Annotated in this window: 18 protein-coding genes; 13 read left to right on the top strand and 5 right to left on the bottom strand. The window is 61.4% G+C overall.

What is annotated here, in order from left to right; translation table 11 throughout:
* Positions 1 to 54 precede the first annotated feature (54 nt).
* Entirely contained in the window at positions 55 to 1077 is a 1023-nt protein-coding gene (flk, locus tag FO014_RS17495; protein WP_160030444.1) for a flagella biosynthesis regulator Flk, read from the bottom strand.
* 191 nt (positions 1078 to 1268) lie between these two features.
* Here flk and FO014_RS17500 point away from each other — a divergent pair, with 191 nt between their 5' ends.
* From FO014_RS17500 to FO014_RS17520, 5 genes are all read left to right on the top strand, one after another.
* Positions 1269 to 1634: a copper resistance protein gene (locus tag FO014_RS17500; RefSeq protein WP_160030445.1), complete on the top strand. Its 366-nt coding sequence runs from the start codon at positions 1269 to 1271 to the stop codon at positions 1632 to 1634.
* A gap of 48 nt (positions 1635 to 1682) precedes the next feature.
* Positions 1683 to 3728, top strand: a complete 2046-nt coding sequence (locus FO014_RS17505; protein ID WP_160030446.1) for a protein-disulfide reductase DsbD family protein — start codon at positions 1683 to 1685, stop codon at positions 3726 to 3728.
* The gene (locus tag FO014_RS17510; protein ID WP_160030447.1) at positions 3725 to 4441 is read left to right on the top strand and encodes a DsbA family protein; all 717 of its coding nucleotides are present in this window, start codon (positions 3725 to 3727) and stop codon (positions 4439 to 4441) included. The genes FO014_RS17505 and FO014_RS17510 overlap by 4 nt, the downstream gene beginning before the upstream one ends.
* Positions 4434 to 4934 carry a protein disulfide oxidoreductase gene (locus FO014_RS17515; protein ID WP_160030448.1) on the top strand — a complete coding sequence of 167 codons (501 nt, stop codon included), beginning with the start codon at positions 4434 to 4436 and terminating at the stop codon, positions 4932 to 4934. Before FO014_RS17510 ends, FO014_RS17515 begins: the two co-directional genes overlap by 8 nt.
* A 298-nt stretch (positions 4935 to 5232) precedes the next feature.
* A complete protein-coding gene (locus tag FO014_RS17520) occupies positions 5233 to 5625 on the top strand; it encodes a hypothetical protein (RefSeq protein ID WP_160030449.1) in 393 nt (130 codons plus the stop codon).
* Positions 5626 to 5681: 56 nt separating this feature from the next.
* Here the strand turns inward: FO014_RS17520 and FO014_RS17525 are convergent, their stop codons facing one another.
* From FO014_RS17525 to FO014_RS17535, 3 genes are read right to left on the bottom strand one after another with little or no spacing between them, the layout of a single operon-like run.
* On the bottom strand, positions 5682 to 7202 hold the full coding sequence (locus FO014_RS17525) for a tripartite tricarboxylate transporter permease (RefSeq protein WP_160030450.1): 1521 nt from the start codon (positions 7200 to 7202) through the stop codon (positions 5682 to 5684).
* A gap of 9 nt (positions 7203 to 7211) precedes the next feature.
* Complete coding sequence (locus FO014_RS17530) at positions 7212 to 7643, bottom strand: tripartite tricarboxylate transporter TctB family protein (RefSeq protein ID WP_105231970.1); 432 nt, start codon at positions 7641 to 7643, stop codon at positions 7212 to 7214.
* Positions 7644 to 7656: 13 nt separating this feature from the next.
* Complete coding sequence (locus FO014_RS17535; RefSeq protein WP_105231969.1) at positions 7657 to 8637, bottom strand: Bug family tripartite tricarboxylate transporter substrate binding protein; 981 nt, start codon at positions 8635 to 8637, stop codon at positions 7657 to 7659.
* 125 nt (positions 8638 to 8762) lie between these two features.
* On the opposite strand from FO014_RS17535, the gene tctD reads away from it, so the two are divergent.
* Both tctD and FO014_RS17545 read left to right on the top strand, forming a co-directional pair.
* Complete coding sequence (gene tctD, locus FO014_RS17540; RefSeq protein ID WP_105231968.1) at positions 8763 to 9437, top strand: transcriptional regulator TctD; 675 nt, start codon at positions 8763 to 8765, stop codon at positions 9435 to 9437.
* Complete coding sequence (locus FO014_RS17545) at positions 9424 to 10839, top strand: sensor histidine kinase (protein ID WP_160030451.1); 1416 nt, start codon at positions 9424 to 9426, stop codon at positions 10837 to 10839. Before tctD ends, FO014_RS17545 begins: the two co-directional genes overlap by 14 nt.
* 51 nt (positions 10840 to 10890) lie before the next feature.
* Here FO014_RS17545 and FO014_RS17550 read toward each other — a convergent pair whose 3' ends face one another.
* Positions 10891 to 11802 carry a DMT family transporter gene (locus FO014_RS17550; RefSeq protein WP_160030452.1) on the bottom strand — a complete coding sequence of 304 codons (912 nt, stop codon included), beginning with the start codon at positions 11800 to 11802 and terminating at the stop codon, positions 10891 to 10893.
* A 121-nt stretch (positions 11803 to 11923) separates the two neighbouring features.
* Between FO014_RS17550 and FO014_RS17555 the strand changes: the two genes are divergently transcribed.
* From FO014_RS17555 to accD, 6 genes are all read left to right on the top strand, one after another.
* Positions 11924 to 12697: an AraC family transcriptional regulator gene (locus FO014_RS17555; protein WP_160030453.1), complete on the top strand. Its 774-nt coding sequence runs from the start codon at positions 11924 to 11926 to the stop codon at positions 12695 to 12697.
* A gap of 99 nt (positions 12698 to 12796) precedes the next feature.
* Positions 12797 to 13918, top strand: a complete 1122-nt coding sequence (gene pdxB / locus FO014_RS17560; RefSeq protein ID WP_105231964.1) for a 4-phosphoerythronate dehydrogenase PdxB — start codon at positions 12797 to 12799, stop codon at positions 13916 to 13918.
* An 84-nt stretch (positions 13919 to 14002) separates the two neighbouring features.
* Positions 14003 to 15013: an aspartate-semialdehyde dehydrogenase gene (locus FO014_RS17565; RefSeq protein ID WP_160030454.1), complete on the top strand. Its 1011-nt coding sequence runs from the start codon at positions 14003 to 14005 to the stop codon at positions 15011 to 15013.
* Entirely contained in the window at positions 15013 to 15825 is an 813-nt protein-coding gene (truA, locus tag FO014_RS17570; protein WP_105231962.1) for a tRNA pseudouridine(38-40) synthase TruA, read from the top strand. The genes FO014_RS17565 and truA overlap by 1 nt, the downstream gene beginning before the upstream one ends.
* 98 nt (positions 15826 to 15923) lie before the next feature.
* Positions 15924 to 16586, top strand: coding sequence for a DedA family protein (locus tag FO014_RS17575; protein ID WP_105231961.1), 663 nt, complete (start codon positions 15924 to 15926; stop codon positions 16584 to 16586).
* Positions 16587 to 16821: 235 nt separating this feature from the next.
* Positions 16822 to 17733: an acetyl-CoA carboxylase, carboxyltransferase subunit beta gene (accD, locus tag FO014_RS17580; RefSeq protein ID WP_160030455.1), complete on the top strand. Its 912-nt coding sequence runs from the start codon at positions 16822 to 16824 to the stop codon at positions 17731 to 17733.
* The last annotated feature ends 122 nt before the right edge of the window (positions 17734 to 17855 follow it).

The following is a 17855-nucleotide window of genomic DNA, read 5'->3' on the forward strand; positions in this document are numbered from 1 at the left end:
AATAAAGGCGCTATAAATAGAGCAAGGTGCCGAAACTAATAACGGAACGACTCATTACAATACCAGCATCAGCACGATAACCAGCACCAGCACCAGTGCGACCAGCGCCCAGCCCCGCTTGCCGAGCGCGGCCTGCAGCGGCAGCGCCACGTTGGCGATCAGCGGATTGAGCTGCGGCTGCGGCGTCTCGTTATGAATCGTCGGCGTGACGCCGGCCTTTTCCAACCGGCGGGCGAACAGGTGCGTCACCGCCTCGTTGATCTGCGCCTGGGTCAGCGGGGTGTTGGCCGCGCAGTGGAAGCGCGTCTGGCAGTAATCCAGCAGCAGCTGCTGCTCTTGCCGATCCGCCGGCTGTTTGAGCACCGTCAGCAGGTTATTCAGCGTCGGCGCGTGCTGCGCGCTCAGCGCCGTTTTCACCTGCAGATACTGGCTTAACAGCTGGAAATGGCGCGCCGGCAGCGGGTCGTTGGTTTTTACCCCGACCAGATTAAACAGGCTCTGCCAGATTTTGGCCGGCGATTCGCCGGTGGCGGCGCTCAGGCGCGTGACCTGCTGCTGCAGGTTCTGGTGTTCGGCCGGCAGTAAAGGACGGTCGCTGACGGCGCTCTGCTGCGGATGCGGGATGGTCAGGCTGCCGCTCTGCAGCTGGCTCAACACCTGCTGTAACTGCTGGTGGCTGAGCTGGCTCAGCACGGTATGGCCGAACTGCTGGCGGATAAAATCACTGACCGCCTGGCGGTTATTCCCCTGCGGCAGCAGCTCGGTCAGCTGTTGCAACAGCTGGCGGCTGGCGTGATTCTGCTGCGCCTGGCTCAGACGCTGCTGCAGCAGCAGCTCCGCCGGCTGAAAGTGGCGCGCCCGCAGTTCGCTGCCGTCGGTGGCGCCCAGATCGTGACGCAGGCTGGCCCAAATCTCGGCGGATTTGGCCGGGCTGAGCGCCATAATCTTCACCACCAGCTTTTCCAGCATGGTGCGCTGCGCCGGAGAGAGCGGCTGCGTATCGGAGGCGGTGTTTTTCTCCCCGGATGGGGGGCGATCGGAAAGGTTGTGGGCGCCGGGGCCGCTCAAAGGTTGCATGTCACCAGTCCTTCGCTGTGCAGAAAGAAGTCATACCCGGCGAAAAGCGCAGGTTCTATAAATCATATATCGACTATGATACCTGTAAATTCCCCTTATCAATACCATCCGCGCGACATTTCTTTACAGGTAAAACGTTGCCAATCGCCTCGCTGCCGCTAAGATAGGCGGATTACGCTCACGAGGATGTCATGGTCAAACGGCAACAGATTGCAAAATGGTTTTTATGCCTGGCTTGCCTGGTCGTCCTGACATGCATGACGCAGCGTATGGCGAGCCTGCACGCGCTGCAACTGACGCTGGGCATCCCGGCCGTCAGCGCGACGGCGGCCGGTGACGACGGCGATGCCGTTAGCACCACCAGCCCGTGCGAGCTGAGCACCAAATCGTTGCTGGCCGCGCCGCCGGTCATCTTTGAAAGCGTACTGCTGGGGCTGGGCCTGCTGTTGGCGCTGCTGGCCCCGGTGATTGCCGCGCGTCTGCGCATTCCGCCGCCGCGTGCGGTTTCCCCTCCCACCCTCAGGGTGCACCTGCGATTATGCGTTTTCCGTGAATGAGACCCTCGCCCAACCTGGACGATAACTGACTCATTTACGGAGAAAAATATGTTGAATACCTTTAGGTCGGCATTAGCCTGCCTGCTGCTGCTATGGCTGCCGATGCTGCAGGCGGCGGACAGCGGCTGGCTGCAAAGCCCGACCAACGATCACGCCAAGGTGCGGCTGCGCGCCGACACTTCCCAGGCCGGCGAAACGCGCCTGCTGCTGTCGGTAGAGCTGCAGAAGGGCTGGAAAACCTACTGGCGCTCCCCCGGCGAAGGCGGCATCGCGCCGGCGATCAAGTGGCGGGGCGATCCGCCGCCGTCGGCCACATGGTTCTGGCCGGCGCCGCAGCGTTTTGACGTGGCGGGCATCACCACGCAGGGCTACCACGACGACGTCACCATCCCGATGGTTATCAAGGGGCCAGCGCCGGCGCGCCTGGCCGGCACCCTGACGCTGTCTACCTGCAGCAACGTCTGCATCCTGACCGACTATGCGTTCAATCTGGATCTGTCGGCGGCCAATGACGTGCGGTTCAACCATGACTTTGCCCAGGCGATGGGCAAGGTGCCGATTGACAGCGGCCTGACCGACAATCTGCGCGTCGGTTACCGCAACGGCGAACTGCAAATCAGCGCCGAGCGCAACGCCGGCGCAAACTGGCATCAGCCCGCGCTGTTTTTTGACACCTTGCCGGATGCGGATATCGGCAAGCCGACCATCAGCCACAGCGGTGCCGAACTGCAGGCGCGGGTGCCGGTCAGCGACGGCTGGGGCGACGCCGCCCCCGATCTGCGCGGACAGACGCTGACGCTGGTGATCACCGACGACGGTCTGGCGCAGCAGACGACGCTGACCGTCGGCGAGCCGCTGGCGGTGTCGTCATCGGGCGGCGTGACGCTGTGGCAGGCGGTGCTGATGGCGCTGGTCGGCGGTTTGATTCTGAACCTGATGCCGTGCGTGCTGCCGGTGCTGGGGATGAAGTTGGGTTCCATTTTGCAGGTGGAACAGCGCGACCGGCGCAGCGTGCGCAAGCAGTTCCTTGCCTCCAGCGCCGGGATTGTAGCGTCGTTTCTGGTGCTGGCGCTGCTGATGACCGCTTTACGGCTGAGCAATCAGGCGCTGGGTTGGGGCATCCAGTTCCAGAACCCGTGGTTTATCGGCTTTATGGTGCTGGTGACGCTGCTGTTCAGCGCCAACCTGTTCGGACTGTTCCATCTGCAGCTCTCTTCCGGACTCAGCACCCGGCTGGCGACCCACGGCGGCCAGGGGATGAGCGGCCACTTCTGGCAGGGGGCGTTCGCCACCTTGCTGGCGACGCCGTGCACGGCGCCGTTCCTCGGCACCGCGGTGGCCTTTGCGCTGGCCGCGCCGCTGCCGGTGCTGTGGGGCATGTTCCTGGCGCTGGGCATCGGCATGAGCCTGCCGTGGCTGCTGATTGCCGCCTGGCCGGCGCTGGCGCTGCGCCTGCCGCGTCCCGGGCGCTGGATGAACGTGCTGCGTCTGGTGCTGGGGCTGCTGATGCTGGCGTCGTCGCTGTGGCTGCTGAGTCTGATGACCAACCATATCGGCGTTCAGGCGACGTTGGTGATCGGCGGTGCGCTGCTGCTGGGGCTGCTGCTGGCGGTCTGGCGTCGCTACGGTGCGCGCTCGGCGGGCATCGCCGGCGCCAGCCTGCTGGTTGTCACCGGCCTGACGCTGCTTACGCTGTCGCTGACGGCGAACCTGTGGCGGCAGCCGCTGCAGGACCGGGTGACGTGGCAGCCGCTGAGCGAGCAGGCCATCACCCAGGTGCTGGCCCAGCACAAGCGGGTGTTCGTCGATGTGACCGCCGACTGGTGTGTGACCTGTAAGGCCAACAAATTCAATGTATTGCTGCGTGACGATGTGCAGCAGGCGCTGATGGCCGATGACGTGGTGGCGCTGCGCGGCGACTGGAGCCGGCCTTCGTCCGAGATTAGCGCGTTTCTGCAACGCCGCGGCAGCGTCGGCGTCCCTTTCAACCAGATTTATGGCCCCGGCAGCCCGAACGGCGTGGTGTTATCACCGTTATTGACCCGCGATGCCGTTCTGCAAACCCTGTCCGCCGCTAAAGGAACTGAACAATGAAGAAGTTTTTGATTATTTTACTGATGATGGTATCCCCCGTGTGGGCCGCCGCTCCTTTCACCCCGGAACAGGAGGCGCGCGTGAAGGAGATGATCCGTGAAACGCTGGTGTCCAACCCGGATATTCTGGCGCAGGCGGTCGACGCCTGGCAGCAGCAAACCTCCGATCAACAGGTCAGCCAGGTGATCAAGCAGCAGGCGAAAACTCTGTATCAGGATCCGGCCAGCCCGCGGCTGGGGGCGAAGGACGCCAAGCTGACGATGGTGACCTTTACCGATTACAACTGTCCGTACTGCAAGCAGTTCGATCCGATGCTGGAAAAAATCGTCAAGAAATACCCGGACGTGGCGCTGGTGGTGAAACTGCTGCCGTTTAAAGGCGAAAGCTCGGTCAGTTCGGCGCGCATTGCGCTGACCACCTGGCAGCAAAACCCGCAGCAGTTCTGGGCGCTGCATCAGCGGCTGATGGCGAAAAAGGGCTTCCATGATGACGCCAGCATCGCCGCGGCGCAGCAGAAAACCGGCGTGAAGGCGGTAACGCCGAGCGAGCAGAGCATGAGCACGCTGCGCACCAATATGCAGCTGGCGGAACAGTTGGGCGTGCAGGGCACGCCGGCGACGCTGATTGGCGATCAGATGCTGCCGGGGGCGGTGTCCTACGAACAGCTGGAGTCGCTGGTGAAGCAGCAGCTGGCGCAGGCCGACCGTGGCTAGGCTGAAACGCTGGGGGCGTGAAATCGCGCTGCTGTTGCTGATGTTGGCGGGGATTCTGTTCGCCATGGATCTGTGGCGCGCACCGCAGGCGCCGCCGGCGTTCGACACCCAGCGGCTGACCACTCTGGACGGCGCGTCGTTCTCGCTGGCGCAGCGCAGTCAAGAACGGCCGCTGCTGGTCTACTTTTGGGCCAGCTGGTGCGGCGTCTGCCGTTACACCACTCCCAGCGTCGCCAAGCTGGCGGCGCAGGGCGGCAACGTGCTGAGCGTGGCGCTGCGCTCCGGCGATGACCAGCAGGTGGCGGCCTGGCTGGCCGCCAAGCGGCTGAGTCTGCCGGTGGTCAACGATCCCGCCGGCGAGCTGGCGGCGCGCTGGCAGGTGGGCGTTACACCCACCTTTGTCATCATCGATAAGGGCAAAGTGGTGCAGAGCACCACCGGCTGGACCAGCTACTGGGGCATGAAGCTGCGCCTGTGGTGGGCGGCCTGGTAGTTTGGGCATAGCAGGGGAGCGAAGGCCGCCGATATAAAAACACAGGTGAAGAAACTCATTCATTATTTGTGTTGGTATTAAGCGGCCTTGGCTCTCTATTTTAAATATTTTCCGGTAATGCATCATGGTTCGGTGTAAGTATTGGTGGTGCTGTTTGCATGGGGTTGGGTAGAGTAACGGCTCCAGCAACTGGTGCTGGTGGATTTGCATGTGCCGCGATCGGCTCAATTGCTGGTGGATATATTGCCAGCACAAGTACAGAATCGATGATTGATATCATCTACGATTACACCGGACTATGAACGATTTAATTAAAAATATCGTAATAACAATTATTGCCATTCAGGCCATAATTTTTTCTTTATATGTTTGTGTGTATGTGGTTTACCACAAGCACTACAACCGTCTGATGGAACTATATAGGGAAAAATATGAATTCCCATTCCCTTATTCATTTCATTGCCAGACAGGAATTTTCGGTTCGGTGGCAATTTGCTATTTCTTTATGATGATAAAGACAGGAAGGAAGGCATTTTTTCTACCAAGAGCAAGTGATGCCTATGCTTTTTCTCATGATATCCCCAGTAAAAAAATGAAGTGGCTGCCAGCTTTGTTTTACTTATCAATGTTATCTTTCTTTTGCCTGGTCTTGATCGCTTTGTTGGCTGCATATATAAAACTATTTACATAAATCAAGCAGTAAAAAAGGCCGGATTATCCGGCCTTTTACATTGCTGCAGATAATGCTTATTCGGCCTTGGCGGTTTCTACCGTCTGGCTGCGGCGTTTGCGTATCACGCGCAGTACCGGCGGCACCACCAGTACCGCCACCGCCAATACCAGCAGACTTTGGGCAATGCCGCTGCCCCACAGAATGCCGTATTCGCCGTTGCTGATCGACAGCGCGCGGCGCAGGTTCTGCTCCAGCAGTTCGCCCAGCACAAAGCCCAGAATCAGCGGCGACATCGGGAAGTGCATTTTGCGCAGGATATAGCCGAATACCCCCAGCCCGACCATCAGCATCAGATCGAAGGTGGTGCTGTGCACCGCGTACACGCCGACTGCCGATACGGCGGCGATCGCCGGCACCAGGAACCACAGCGGAATGGTCAGCATGCGGGTAAACAGACCAATCAGCGGGATGTTCATGATCAGCAGCATCACGTTGGCGATCAGCAGCGCGGCGATCAGCCCCCAGACGATATCGGGCTGTTCGGTGAACATCGCCGGCCCCGGCGTGATGTTGTACAGCGTCAGCGCGCCCATCATCACCGCGGTGGTGCCGGAACCCGGCACGCCCAGCGTCAGCATCGGAATAAACGAGCCGCAGGCCGATGCGTTGTTAGCCGCCTCCGGCGCCGCCACGCCGCGGATATCCCCTTTGCCGAAGGTGTCGCTGTTGCCGCTGATTTTCTTCTCGGTCATATAGGTCAGCGCGCTGGCGATGGTTGCCCCGGCGCCCGGCAGTATGCCGACGAAGAAACCGACTACCGAAGAGCGCAGGGCCGGGCCGGCGCACTCTTTCGCCTCTTTACGGTTAAACAGCAGTCGCCCGGTTTTACGCACCAGTTTCTGGCCGGCGCCGGTGCTCTCCAGCATCAGCAGGATTTCGCTGACCGAGAACAGGCCGATCACCACCACGATAAACTGAATGCCGTCGGAGAGGTGCACGCTGTCGAAGGTAAAGCGGTAGACGCCGGTGTTGGCATCGACGCCGACCGTCGCCAGCCCGAGGCCGATCAGCGCCGCCAGCAGCGACTTCAGCGGGTTCTGGCTCATCATGCTGCCGAGACAGGCGATGGCGAAGATCATCAGCGCGAAGTACTCCGCCGGGCCGAAGGCCAGCGACCAGCGCGCCAGCAGCGGGGCGAACAGAATAATGCCGCCGATGGCGATGATAGAGCCGATAAACGAGCTGACCGCGGAAATGGACAGCGCCACGCCGGCGCGCCCCTGCTGCGCCATCGGGTAGCCGTCCAGCGCGGTCATGATCGCCGCGGCGTCCCCGGGCACGTTCAGCAGGATGGAGGAGATGCGGCCGCCGTACTCACAGCCGATATACACCGTCGCCAGCAGAATCAGCGCCGATTCCGCCGGCAGCTTCAGCGCGAAGGCCAGCGGCAGCAGGATCGCCACGCCGTTAATCGGCCCGAGGCCCGGCAGCAGCCCGACGATGGTGCCGACGAAACAGCCGATCAGCGCAATAACCAGGTTCTGTGGAATCAGCGCCACCTCGAACCCTTGTGATAAATATAACCAGGTATCCATTATCGTTCCTCAGTTCAGCCAGGCGCCGAGCGGCAGCGTAACGTCGAGCAGGCGGTCAAAGGCGTAATACAGCGCTACGCCCATCACCGCGCCGGAGATCGCCGCCGCCGGCACGCGCGCGCCGAACAGCAGTGCGATGCTGAAGGTCAGCAGGGCGGTAGCCAGCGGAAAGCCCAGCAGCTCAAAACACCAGGCGTACAGCGACAGCGTGATGGTCAGCAGCAGCAGACGCTGCAGGGTGGCGCGGTGCGGCCAGGCCACCACCTGCGGATGGCGCAGCAGCATCAGAACGGCGCACAGCGCCATCAGGCTGAGGATGATCAGCGGAAACGGGCGCGGCCCCAACGGCTCATAGCTGTATTCGCTGTGAATGCCCCAGCCGATATACAGGCCGCCGATGCACAGCAGCAGCCACACCCCGGCAAAAATACGATCGCTCATGGATGCCTCCGGATTACTTGGCCAGGCCGAAGGCTTTCGCCTGTTCACGGTAGTCGCTGACCTGTTTCTTCACGTAGGCGTCCAGCTCTTTGCCGCGCAGGTTAAATTCAAACAGCCCGCGCAGGTCACGCTGCTTTTTGAACTCTTCGGTCTGTTGCAGTTTGGCGAAGGCATCGGTCCACCACTGGTACTCTTCATCGCTGACCTTCGGCCCCAGGTAGAAACCGCGGATCACCGGCCACACCAGGTTATAGCCCTGCTCTTTAGCCGTCGGCACCTCGGCCAACTGGCCCGGCAGGCGCTCTTCCGAATACACCGCCAGCACGCGGATCTTGTCGCCCTGCAGGTAAGGCACCATTTCGCTCAGGTCGCCGGATACCGCCTGAATATGGTTGCCGAGCAGCGCGGTCACCGGTTCGCCGCCGCCTTCAAAGGCGACGTAGCGCATCTTGCGCGGGTCGACGCCCACTTCACGCGCCAGCAGCGCGGTTTTCATCCAGTCCTGGCTGCCGATCGAGGCACCGGCGCCGAACACCACGCTGGTGGGATCTTTCTTGAAGGCTTCCATCAGGTCTTTCAGCGTTTTATACGGCGAGTCGGCGCGCACGGCGATCATGCCGTAATCGGTGCCGACCGCCGCCAGCCACTTGACGTCATCCACGCCGTAGCGGCCGAATTTGCCCTGCGACAGGTTGAGCAGCGAGCCGCCGGAGAAGGCGACCACGGTGCCGAACTCCGCCGGGCGCTGGGCGACGATGGCGTTATAGGCCACCGCGCCGACGCCGCCCGGCATATAGGTAACGCGCATCGGTTTATTGATGGCTTTGGTTTCCTGCAAAGACACCTGCAGCAGTTTACAGGTCAGATCGAAGCCGCCGCCGGGCTTGGCCGGCGCGATACATTCGGTACGGTCGGGCGCTTCAATGGCGAAAGCCTGATTGGCTGCCAACAGCAGAGCGGTTGCGGTCAGAGTACGGGTGATTATTTTTTTCATTGCCTTCCCCTAGGTATTTTTTCTTTCAGTCTGTGAGAACTCCCGCTGACACGGGGTTGCCAAATTGTTAAAACATAAACCTTTCATTTACCTTTCAACGTACGGGAAAGTTTACAGGATGTGATATGCGTCTCTTGTTAGTGGAAGATCACCCCGAATTATCCCATTGGCTGCAGAAGGCGCTGACCGGCGCCGGCTTCGCCGTGGACGTGGCGTCGGACGGCGTGGTGGCCGACCATCTGCTGTTAAACGAACATTACAGTCTGGTGGTGCTGGACGTGGAGCTGCCGCGTCTCAACGGGCTGGATCTGCTGGCGCGGGTGCGCAAACGCGGCCAGAACCTGCCGGTATTGCTGCTGACCGCCCGCGCTGACGTCAGCGACCGGGTCAGAGGGCTGAATCTCGGCGCCGATGATTACCTGAGCAAACCGTTTGAACTGGACGAGCTGGAGGCGCGCATCCGCGCGCTGCTGCGCCGCAGCGTGGGCGTCACCCAGCAGACCCTGCAGTTTGGCGCGCTGACTTACCACGACGACGGCTATTTTCTGCTGGATAATCGGCCCTTGGCGCTGACGCCGCGCGAACTGTCGGTGCTGACTACGCTGATTCACCGGCGCGGCCGGCCGGTCGCCAAGCAGCAGCTGTTCGAGCAGGTGTTTACCCTGTCTGACGAGGCCAACCCGGAGAGCATTGAGCTGTATGTGCACCGGGTGCGTAAAAAATTGCACGGCAGCAATGTGGCGATCGTTACGCTGCGCGGTTTGGGGTACAGCCTGGAGCTGAGCGATGACGTGGTTTAAACCGCCGGGTTCACTGTTTTATCAACTGTTGCTGTTTTTTGGTTTGCCGCTGACGATACTGGGCGGCATCTCTATTTACACCCACTACTTTAGCGCCACCCATGCCGCGACGTTGGCCTACGACCGCACGCTGCTGGCGTCGGCACGCACCGTGGCGGAGCGGCTGGTGGTGCGCGAGGGCAAGCTGAAGATCGACGTGCCCTATGTGGTGCTCGACAGCTTCGAGCGTAATATGAATGACCAGCTGTATTACGAGGTGATTTCGCCGCAGGGGCGCAGTATCTCCGGCTATGACGATCTGCCGCTGCCGCCGCCGCACCTGGCGCGTTCCACGCTGTACCCGGCGCTGGTGCATTTTTACGACGCTGAATATGCCGGGCGGCCGATCCGCGTCGCCGCGCTCTATCAGCCGGTGAATGAAGGCGGCATGATGGGCATGGCGACCATCCTGGTGGCGGAAACTCTGGAATCGCGCAACTATCTGGCGCGTCAGATGCTGCTGTCCGCGCTGTTCAGTCAGGGGACGGTGGTGGTGTTGACGCTGACGCTGGCGTTTGTGCTGCTAAAAAAGCTGCTCAAGCCGCTGCGTAAACTGTCGAGCGTGATGATGCGCCGCGATCCGGGCGAGTTGACGCCGTTGCCGACCCTGCTGTTGCCATGGTCGGAAATGCAGCCGCTGCTGCTGGCGTTTAACCGCTATACCGAACGGCTGCGGGTGATGGTGGCGCGTCAGGAGCGTTTCAGCGCCGACGCCTCGCACCAGCTGCGTACGCCGCTGACGGTGCTGAAGACGCAGGTTGGCGTGGCGCTGGCCAGCGATGATCCGCAGCAGTGGCGCGAAAGCCTGCTGGCGATCGGCAAGACGCTGGATAACACCGTGGCGCTGACCGACCGCCTGCTGTATCTGTCGCGGCTGAAGGCGCACGAGCCGCACGGTGAACGCCGGCTGCAGCCGGTCAATCTGGCGCAGGTGCTGCGCGACGCCTGCTTCTCACGTCTGCCGCAGGCGCGCAGCAACGGTATCGACCTGGGTTATGAAGGGGAGGCGGTGTGCTGGATCGGCGGCGAGGCGCTGCTGCTGACGGAGATGTGCGCCAATCTGCTGGATAACGCGCTGAAGTATACGCCGCGCCGCGGCACGGTGACGGCGCGCCTGAGCGCATTAAATGGAGAAGGCATACTGGAAATCGAAGACAGCGGGCCGGGCATTACCCAGCAGGATGCGCAGCAGGCGCTGCAGCCTTTCCGTCGTCTGGATAATGTGGGCGAGCAGCCGGGCGCCGGGCTGGGGTTGGCGCTGGTGAAGGATATCGCCGCCTATCACGCGACGCGGCCGGAGCTGCTGAGCTCTGCAGAACTCGGCGGCCTGCTGGTGCGGGTGCGTTTCCGCTTATTGTCCTGAGCCGGCAGGCCGGGGCGGAGACGCTGTTCTCCGCCCCGGCGTCGTCCTTATTTATTTGCCGAGCTTGCTTGATACCGCCGGCTGCGGTTTTTTACGGCCCAGCGGCGTGCGCAGGCGTTGAGAGAGGATCACCCCCAGCAGAGTGACGCCGCCGCCGACCAGGTGGTAGGCGTGCAGCTGTTCATGCAGGAACAGCACGGCGATCACCGCGGTGAACACCGGCGCCAGGTTCATAAAGATAGAGGTGGTATTGGCGCCGAGGCGGACAACGCCCTGAATCCACAGGAACGGCGCGATAATCGATGCCGGAATGCCGGCAAACAACACCAGCGACAGGTTCTGACTGTTCAGACTGACGTCCGGCGCCATCAGGAAGTTCGGCAGCAGCAGCAGCACGCCGAGGGCGATTTGCACGTACAGCGATTGCCAGTTGGACAGGGCGATCGCCCAGCGTTTGGTCAGCACGCCGTACAGCGCGTAGGAGGCGGTGGCGGCAAACATCATCAGTTCGCCTTTGCCGATGCCGTGCTGCAACAGCGCTCCCGGCTGACCGGCGCTCACCAGCCAGATCAGGCCGCATAATGAAGTCACGCTCCCCAGCGCTACGCCGACGGTCGGCGCCACCCGCAGCAGTACGATGCTGATCAGAATGGTCAGCAGCGGGATCAGCGACACGATAATGCCCATAAACAGCGCGCTGACGCTGTGCGCGGCGTAGTAGGCCAGGCTCTGATAGAGCACCATGCCCAGCAGCCCCAATACCAGCAGTTTGCCGCCGTTAGCGCGCACCGTGCGCCAGTTGCGGATCACGCCGGGCAGCACAAACGGCGTCAGCGCGATCAGCGCCAGCAACCAGCGATAGAAAGAGATCGCTGCCGGGTCGATCGCGCCGGCCGACAGTTTGCTGACCACGGCGTTGATGGACCAGATCAGTACCGCCACCAGAGGGAAGAATATGTTCATGATAATTATTCTCAACAACGTACAAAGTGATGCCTAGTTTACGCATGTCTGGTTTATTGCATATACTGAAAACCAGACAAAAATCACCGTAAACAAGACAACCTGCAGGGGAGATAGCGCTATGCCGGAAATCCGTCATTTCTCAGAAACGCTGATCCCGGCGCCGCAGCTGGTGCAGTTTCGCTGTGAGGCGTTCAATGTGCGCACTGAATTTCAGCCGCACAGCCACTCCTGGGGACAGCTGATGTGGGTGACCAGCGGCGTGATGGTCACCCGTATCGGCGGGCAGCGCTTTCTGGCGCCGCCGGAGTTTGTGCTGTGGGCGCCGGCGGGCGTGGAGCACTCCTGTTATAACCATAAATTGGCGAAGTGCCGCATGGTGGACATCGCCCAGCCGCTGTGTCGGCAGATGCCGCCTACGCCCTGTCTGGTCAGCGTCACGCCGATTTTCCGCGCCATCGCGGATGATTTCTACGCGCGCGAACAGTATATCCCGCAGAGCCGGGCGGATCTGCGCCTGTGCCGCGTGCTGATCGACCAACTGCACCTGTCGCCGCGGCAGCAGACCTATTTACCCTCCTCGCAGGATAAATTTCTGGCGCCGATTCTGGAGGCGCTGGAGCACTGTCCGTCGGACAACACCTCGCTGGCGCAGTGGGCACGGCGGGTCTATACCACGGAGCGCACGCTGTCGCGCCGCTGCCAGCAGGATCTCGGCATGTCGTTCAGCGAATGGCGCCAGCGGCTGCGCTTTCTGCACGCGGTGTCGCTGCTGGAGCAGGGGAAGACCGTGCAGGAGGTGGCGCTGGACGTCGGGTACAGCTCCGCTTCGGCGTTTATCGTGATGTTTCAGCAGATTGCGGGCGCTACCCCCGAACGTTTTCGGCGCGCATAGATATGCGCGCCGGGTTGCCGTTGCGTGCAATGCCGTGACGCAGGCATAACTCGAGTATATGATCGGGCGGCAAATGGCCGTCCTGGGTTGGAGAAAGAAGTGAAGATACTGGTTGATGAAAATATGCCGTATGCGGTTGATCTGTTCAGCCGTCTGGGAGACACGCTGGCGGTGCCGGGCCGCCCGATCCCGCAGGATGCATTGGCGGACGCCGATGCCCTGATGGTGCGCTCGGTCACCAAAGTGAACGAGGCGCTGCTGAACGGCACCCGCGTCGGCTTTGTCGGCACCGCGACCGCGGGCACCGACCATGTGGACGACGCCTGGCTGCAACAGGCGGGCATTGGTTTTTCCGCCGCGCCCGGCTGCAACGCCATCGCAGTGGTGGAGTACGTTTTCTCCGCGCTGATGCTGCTGGCCGAGCGTGACGGCTTCCAACTGCGTGATAAAACCGTTGGCATCGTCGGGGTCGGCAACGTCGGCGCACGGTTGGATGCGCGCCTGCGGGCGCTGGGCGTACGTACGCTGCTGTGCGACCCGCCGCGCGCCGATCGCGGCGACGCCGGTGAGTTCTGGCCGCTGGAAAAACTGGTAGCGGAAGCCGACGTGCTGACCTTCCACACGCCGCTGAATAAATCCGGCCCTTATCACTCGCTGCACCTGGCCGACGCCGAATTGCTGGCGGCGCTGCCGGACAACCGCATCCTGATTAACGCCTGTCGCGGTGCTGTGGTGGATAACGCCGCGCTGCTGCAGGCGCTGGAAAAGGGCAAAAAGCTCAGCACGGTGCTGGACGTCTGGGAGCCGGAACCGGAGCTGTCGCTGCCGCTGCTGGCGCGGGTGGACATCGGCACCGCGCACATCGCCGGCTATACGCTGGAAGGCAAGGCGCGCGGCACCACGCAGGTATTTGAGGCCTTCTGCCGCCATCTGGGCCAGCCGCAGCAGATTGAGCTGGCCTCGCTGCTGCCGACGCCGGAATTCAGCGAAATCCGTCTGAATGGGCCGCTCGATCAAGGCAGGCTGAAACGTTTGATGCACTTAGTGTATGATGTGCGCCGCGATGATGCGCCGCTGCGCAAAGTGGCCGGCCAGGCGGGCGAATTCGACCGCCTGCGCAAGCAGTATCAGGAGCGACGCGAATGGTCGTCGCTGCGCGTGGCGTGCGATGACGACGCCAGCGCCGAGCTGCTGGCCCGGTTGGGCTTTAGCGTACGCTAAACGGCGCGCGGCTTTAAATATCAGGGCGGTTATGGCACCGCCCGTTTGTTTTGCATGTTAATGAAATACTCGGGAGATACCCCAATGTCTGACGGCTGGAATATCGCTCTGCTTGGCGCCACGGGCGCGGTAGGTGAAGCATTGCTGGAATTGTTACAGGAACGTCAGTTCCCGGTGGGCGAACTCTATCCGTTGGCCAGCGAACGCAGCGCCGGTGAAACGGTGCGCTTTAACGGCAAAACCCTGCAGGTGGAAAATGCCGACGAGTTCGACTGGTCGCAGGCGCAGCTGGCCTTTTTCGTCGCCGGTGCGGAAGCCTCGGCGCGCTATGCCGTCGACGCCGGCAATATGGGCTGTCTGGTGATCGACAGCAGCGGCCTGTTTGCGCTGGAGCCGGACGTGCCGCTGGTGGTGCCGGGCGTCAACCCGCAGGTGCTGGCCGACTACCGTAACCGGAATATCGTTGCCGTGGCCGACGGCATGGTCAGCCAGTTGCTGACCGCCATCAAGCCGCTGACCGAACAGGCCGGCCTGTCGCGCCTGCACGTCACCACCCTGATGTCGGTGTCCGCCCGTGGTAAAGCGGCGGTGGACGATCTGGCGGGGCAGAGCGCGCGCCTGCTGAACGGTATGCCGGTGGAAGAGGGGCTGTTCGCCAAACAGCTGGCGTTCAACCTGCTGCCGCTGCTGGCGGACGAGCAGGGCAGCGTGCGCGAAGAGCGTCTGATCGTCGATCAGGTGCGTAAGGTGCTGCAGGACGAAGGGCTGCCGATGTCGGTGACCTGCGTACAGTCGCCGGTGTTCTACGGCCATGCGCAGGCGGTGCAGGTGGAAGGGCTGCGTCCGATCGACGCCGATGAGGCGCGCGCCGAACTGCAGGATGCGGAAGATATCCAGCTGAGCGACGAAGACGACTACCCGACTCAGGTGACGGATGCTTCCGGCAACGACGCGCTGAGCATCGGCTGCCTGCGCAATGACTACGGCATCCCGCAGGTGCTGCAATTTTGGTCAGTGGCCGACAACGTACGCTTTGGCGGCGCGCTGATGGCGATTGAAACCGCAGAGCGTCTGCTGCAGGAGCAGCTGTACTGATGTCCGAACCGGCTGTAGCGACCCAGAAAATCGCGCTGGGCATTGAATATGACGGCAGCGGCTATTACGGCTGGCAGCGTCAGCAAGAGGTGCCGAGCGTGCAGGCCTGCCTGGAGCAGGCGCTGAGTAAAGTGGCGGACGCGCCGATCACGGTGCTCTGCGCCGGCCGCACCGACGCCGGGGTGCACGCCACCGGCCAGGTGGTGCATTTTGAAACCACGGCGCGCCGTAAGGACGCCGCCTGGACGATGGGGGTCAACACCCATCTGCCGCCGGATATCGCCGTGCGCTGGGTCAGCCCGGTGGCGGAGGATTTCCATGCGCGTTTCAGCGCCACAGCCCGCCGTTATCGCTATGTTATCTTCAACCACCGCTATCGTCCGGCGGTGCTGCAGCAGGGGGTGACGCATTTCTATCACCCGCTGGACGCCGAGCGTATGCAGCGCGCGGCGCAGGCGCTGCTGGGAGAGAACGACTTTACCTCGTTCCGCGCCGTGCAGTGTCAGTCGCGCACGCCGTGGCGGAATGTAAAACACGTTAAGGTCACGCGTCACGGGCAGTATATCGTGGTAGATATAAAGGCGAATGCCTTTGTGCATCATATGGTGCGCAACATCGTCGGCAGCCTGATGGAGATTGGCTGCGGTAACCAGGATGAAAACTGGATGGCGGAGCTGCTGGCGTTAAAAGACCGTAATCTGGCGGCGGCCACCGCCAGAGCGGAAGGTTTGTACCTGGTTTCCGTGGATTATCCTGAGCGTTTCGCGCTGCCGCAACCGCCGATGGGGCCGCTGTTTTTAGCCGATGACTAACAAGACGCGCCGTTGCGCCAGGCCTGCCAAGGGACTGCTGTGTGACGCGTTCTGATTAATCCGCCGGCGGGGGAGACCTCCGGCACAAGAGAGAAGCTATGGACATCATCAAGTTTGTTATTGATTTCATTTTGCATATCGACGTGCATTTGGCTGAGTTGGTGGCGCAGTACGGTATGTGGGTGTACGGGATTTTGTTCCTGATTCTGTTTTGCGAAACCGGCCTGGTGGTGACGCCGTTCCTGCCGGGAGATTCTCTGCTGTTCGTGGCCGGGGCGCTGGCCTCGCTGCCGACCAACGATCTGAACGTCCATACCATGGTGGCGCTGATGGTGGTCGCCGCGGTGGTGGGGGATGCGGTCAACTATACCATTGGCCGCTTGTTCGGCGAAAAGCTGTTCAGTAACCCGAACTCGAAAATTTTCCGCCGCAGCTACCTGGATAAAACCCATCAGTTTTATGAAAAGCACGGCGGTAAAACGATTATTCTGGCGCGTTTTGTGCCTATCGTGCGTACTTTTGCGCCGTTCGTCGCCGGCATGGGGCATATGTCCTATCGCCATTTCGCCGCCTACAACGTGATTGGTGCGCTGGTCTGGGTGCTGCTGTTCACCTATGCCGGTTACCTGTTTGGCAACGTGCCGGTGGTGCAGGAAAACCTGAAGTTGCTAATTGTTGCTATTATCGTTGTGTCAATTTTGCCGGGCGTCATTGAAATCTGGCGCCATAAGCGCGCGGCTGCCCGCCAGCAAAAACAGTAAAAAACATCGCTTAACCTATCGGTTCGACCAGTTTTTTATCTACAGCGTCGGGCCGATATGGTTTAATGAGCGACATTTATGGTCTGTTCCTGCGGACAACCCTGAATTCAGTGCCTTGGATGCGCGTCTGTCGCGCAGAACCCCGGGCGCTTTTTCATTGGCTGTTGCTGCGAAGGGATTGTTAAAGCATGAACTGCGAACTGGCGTCTGCCAGGTTCAAACAGAAAGGTCTTCGATGAGCTGGATTGAACGAATTCTTAACAAGAGCAATATTACCCAAACCCGTAAGGCGAGCATTCCTGAAGGCGTTTGGACCAAATGTGACAGCTGCGGTCAGGTTCTCTACCGCGCCGAGCTGGAACGTAACCTGGAAGTCTGCCCGAAGTGTGACCACCATATGCGCATGTCCGCGCGTACGCGTCTGCACACGCTGCTGGACGAAGGCAGCGAAGTGGAAATCGGCAGCGAGCTGGAACCGAAAGACGTTCTGAAATTCCGGGATTCCAAAAAATATAAAGACCGCCTGCAGGCCGCTCAGAAAGCGACCGGTGAAAAAGATGCGCTGGTGGTGATGAAGGGCACGCTGTACGGCATGCCGGTCGTTGCCGCCGCTTTCGAATTCGCCTTTATCGGCGGTTCGATGTCTTCTGTTGTCGGCGCGCGCTTTGTTCGCGCCGTTGAGCAGGCTCTGGAAGACAACTGCCCGCTGGTGTGCTTCTCCGCCAGCGGCGGCGCCCGTATGCAGGAAGCGCTGATGTCGCTGATGCAGATGGCGAAAACCAGCGCCGCGCTGGCCAAAATGCAAGAGCGTGGCCTGCCGTACATTTCCGTACTGACCGACCCGACCATGGGCGGCGTCTCCGCCAGTCTGGCGATGCTGGGCGATATCAACGTCGCCGAGCCGAAAGCGCTGATCGGCTTTGCCGGCCCGCGCGTTATCGAGCAGACGGTGCGCGAAAAGCTGCCGCCGGGCTTCCAGCGCAGCGAGTTCCTGATTGAGAAAGGGGCGATCGACATGATCGTGCGTCGTCCGGAAATGCGCCAGACGCTCGCCAGCATTCTGTCCAAGCTGACCAACCAACCGCAGCCGGCGTTTGACGAGCCTGAGCCGGTGGTAGTGACGCCGGAGAATCAGGCGGACGAATAAGGCATGCATACGCCGCGACGGCCTGTTTACGCCGTCGCGGCGCTCAACCGCCGCTGAGTGGCCATGCGGCGGTTGAAACGCAGAGCATCGCCTTTCCCGCGGTGAGGGTGGTGCCCTGATGG

The sequence above is a fragment of the Serratia rhizosphaerae genome (assembly GCF_009817885.1).
GTDB classification, from domain to species: domain Bacteria; phylum Pseudomonadota; class Gammaproteobacteria; order Enterobacterales; family Enterobacteriaceae; genus Serratia_B; species Serratia_B rhizosphaerae.

Coding starts and splice junctions, on each gene's coding strand:
- FO014_RS17555 (WP_160030453.1), top strand. CDS start 11,924: ATGCCGGAAATCCGTCATTTCTCAGAAACGCTGATCCCGGCGCCGCAG.
- FO014_RS17520 (WP_160030449.1), top strand. CDS start 5,233: ATGAACGATTTAATTAAAAATATCGTAATAACAATTATTGCCATTCAG.
- truA (WP_105231962.1), top strand. CDS start 15,013: ATGTCCGAACCGGCTGTAGCGACCCAGAAAATCGCGCTGGGCATTGAA.
- FO014_RS17545 (WP_160030451.1), top strand. CDS start 9,424: ATGACGTGGTTTAAACCGCCGGGTTCACTGTTTTATCAACTGTTGCTG.
- FO014_RS17535 (WP_105231969.1), bottom strand. CDS start 8,637: ATGAAAAAAATAATCACCCGTACTCTGACCGCAACCGCTCTGCTGTTG.
- FO014_RS17525 (WP_160030450.1), bottom strand. CDS start 7,202: ATGGATACCTGGTTATATTTATCACAAGGGTTCGAGGTGGCGCTGATT.
- accD (WP_160030455.1), top strand. CDS start 16,822: ATGAGCTGGATTGAACGAATTCTTAACAAGAGCAATATTACCCAAACC.
- FO014_RS17500 (WP_160030445.1), top strand. CDS start 1,269: ATGGTCAAACGGCAACAGATTGCAAAATGGTTTTTATGCCTGGCTTGC.
- FO014_RS17505 (WP_160030446.1), top strand. CDS start 1,683: ATGTTGAATACCTTTAGGTCGGCATTAGCCTGCCTGCTGCTGCTATGG.
- FO014_RS17530 (WP_105231970.1), bottom strand. CDS start 7,643: ATGAGCGATCGTATTTTTGCCGGGGTGTGGCTGCTGCTGTGCATCGGC.
- FO014_RS17565 (WP_160030454.1), top strand. CDS start 14,003: ATGTCTGACGGCTGGAATATCGCTCTGCTTGGCGCCACGGGCGCGGTA.
- FO014_RS17575 (WP_105231961.1), top strand. CDS start 15,924: ATGGACATCATCAAGTTTGTTATTGATTTCATTTTGCATATCGACGTG.
- FO014_RS17510 (WP_160030447.1), top strand. CDS start 3,725: ATGAAGAAGTTTTTGATTATTTTACTGATGATGGTATCCCCCGTGTGG.
- flk (WP_160030444.1), bottom strand. CDS start 1,077: ATGCAACCTTTGAGCGGCCCCGGCGCCCACAACCTTTCCGATCGCCCC.
- tctD (WP_105231968.1), top strand. CDS start 8,763: ATGCGTCTCTTGTTAGTGGAAGATCACCCCGAATTATCCCATTGGCTG.
- FO014_RS17550 (WP_160030452.1), bottom strand. CDS start 11,802: ATGAACATATTCTTCCCTCTGGTGGCGGTACTGATCTGGTCCATCAAC.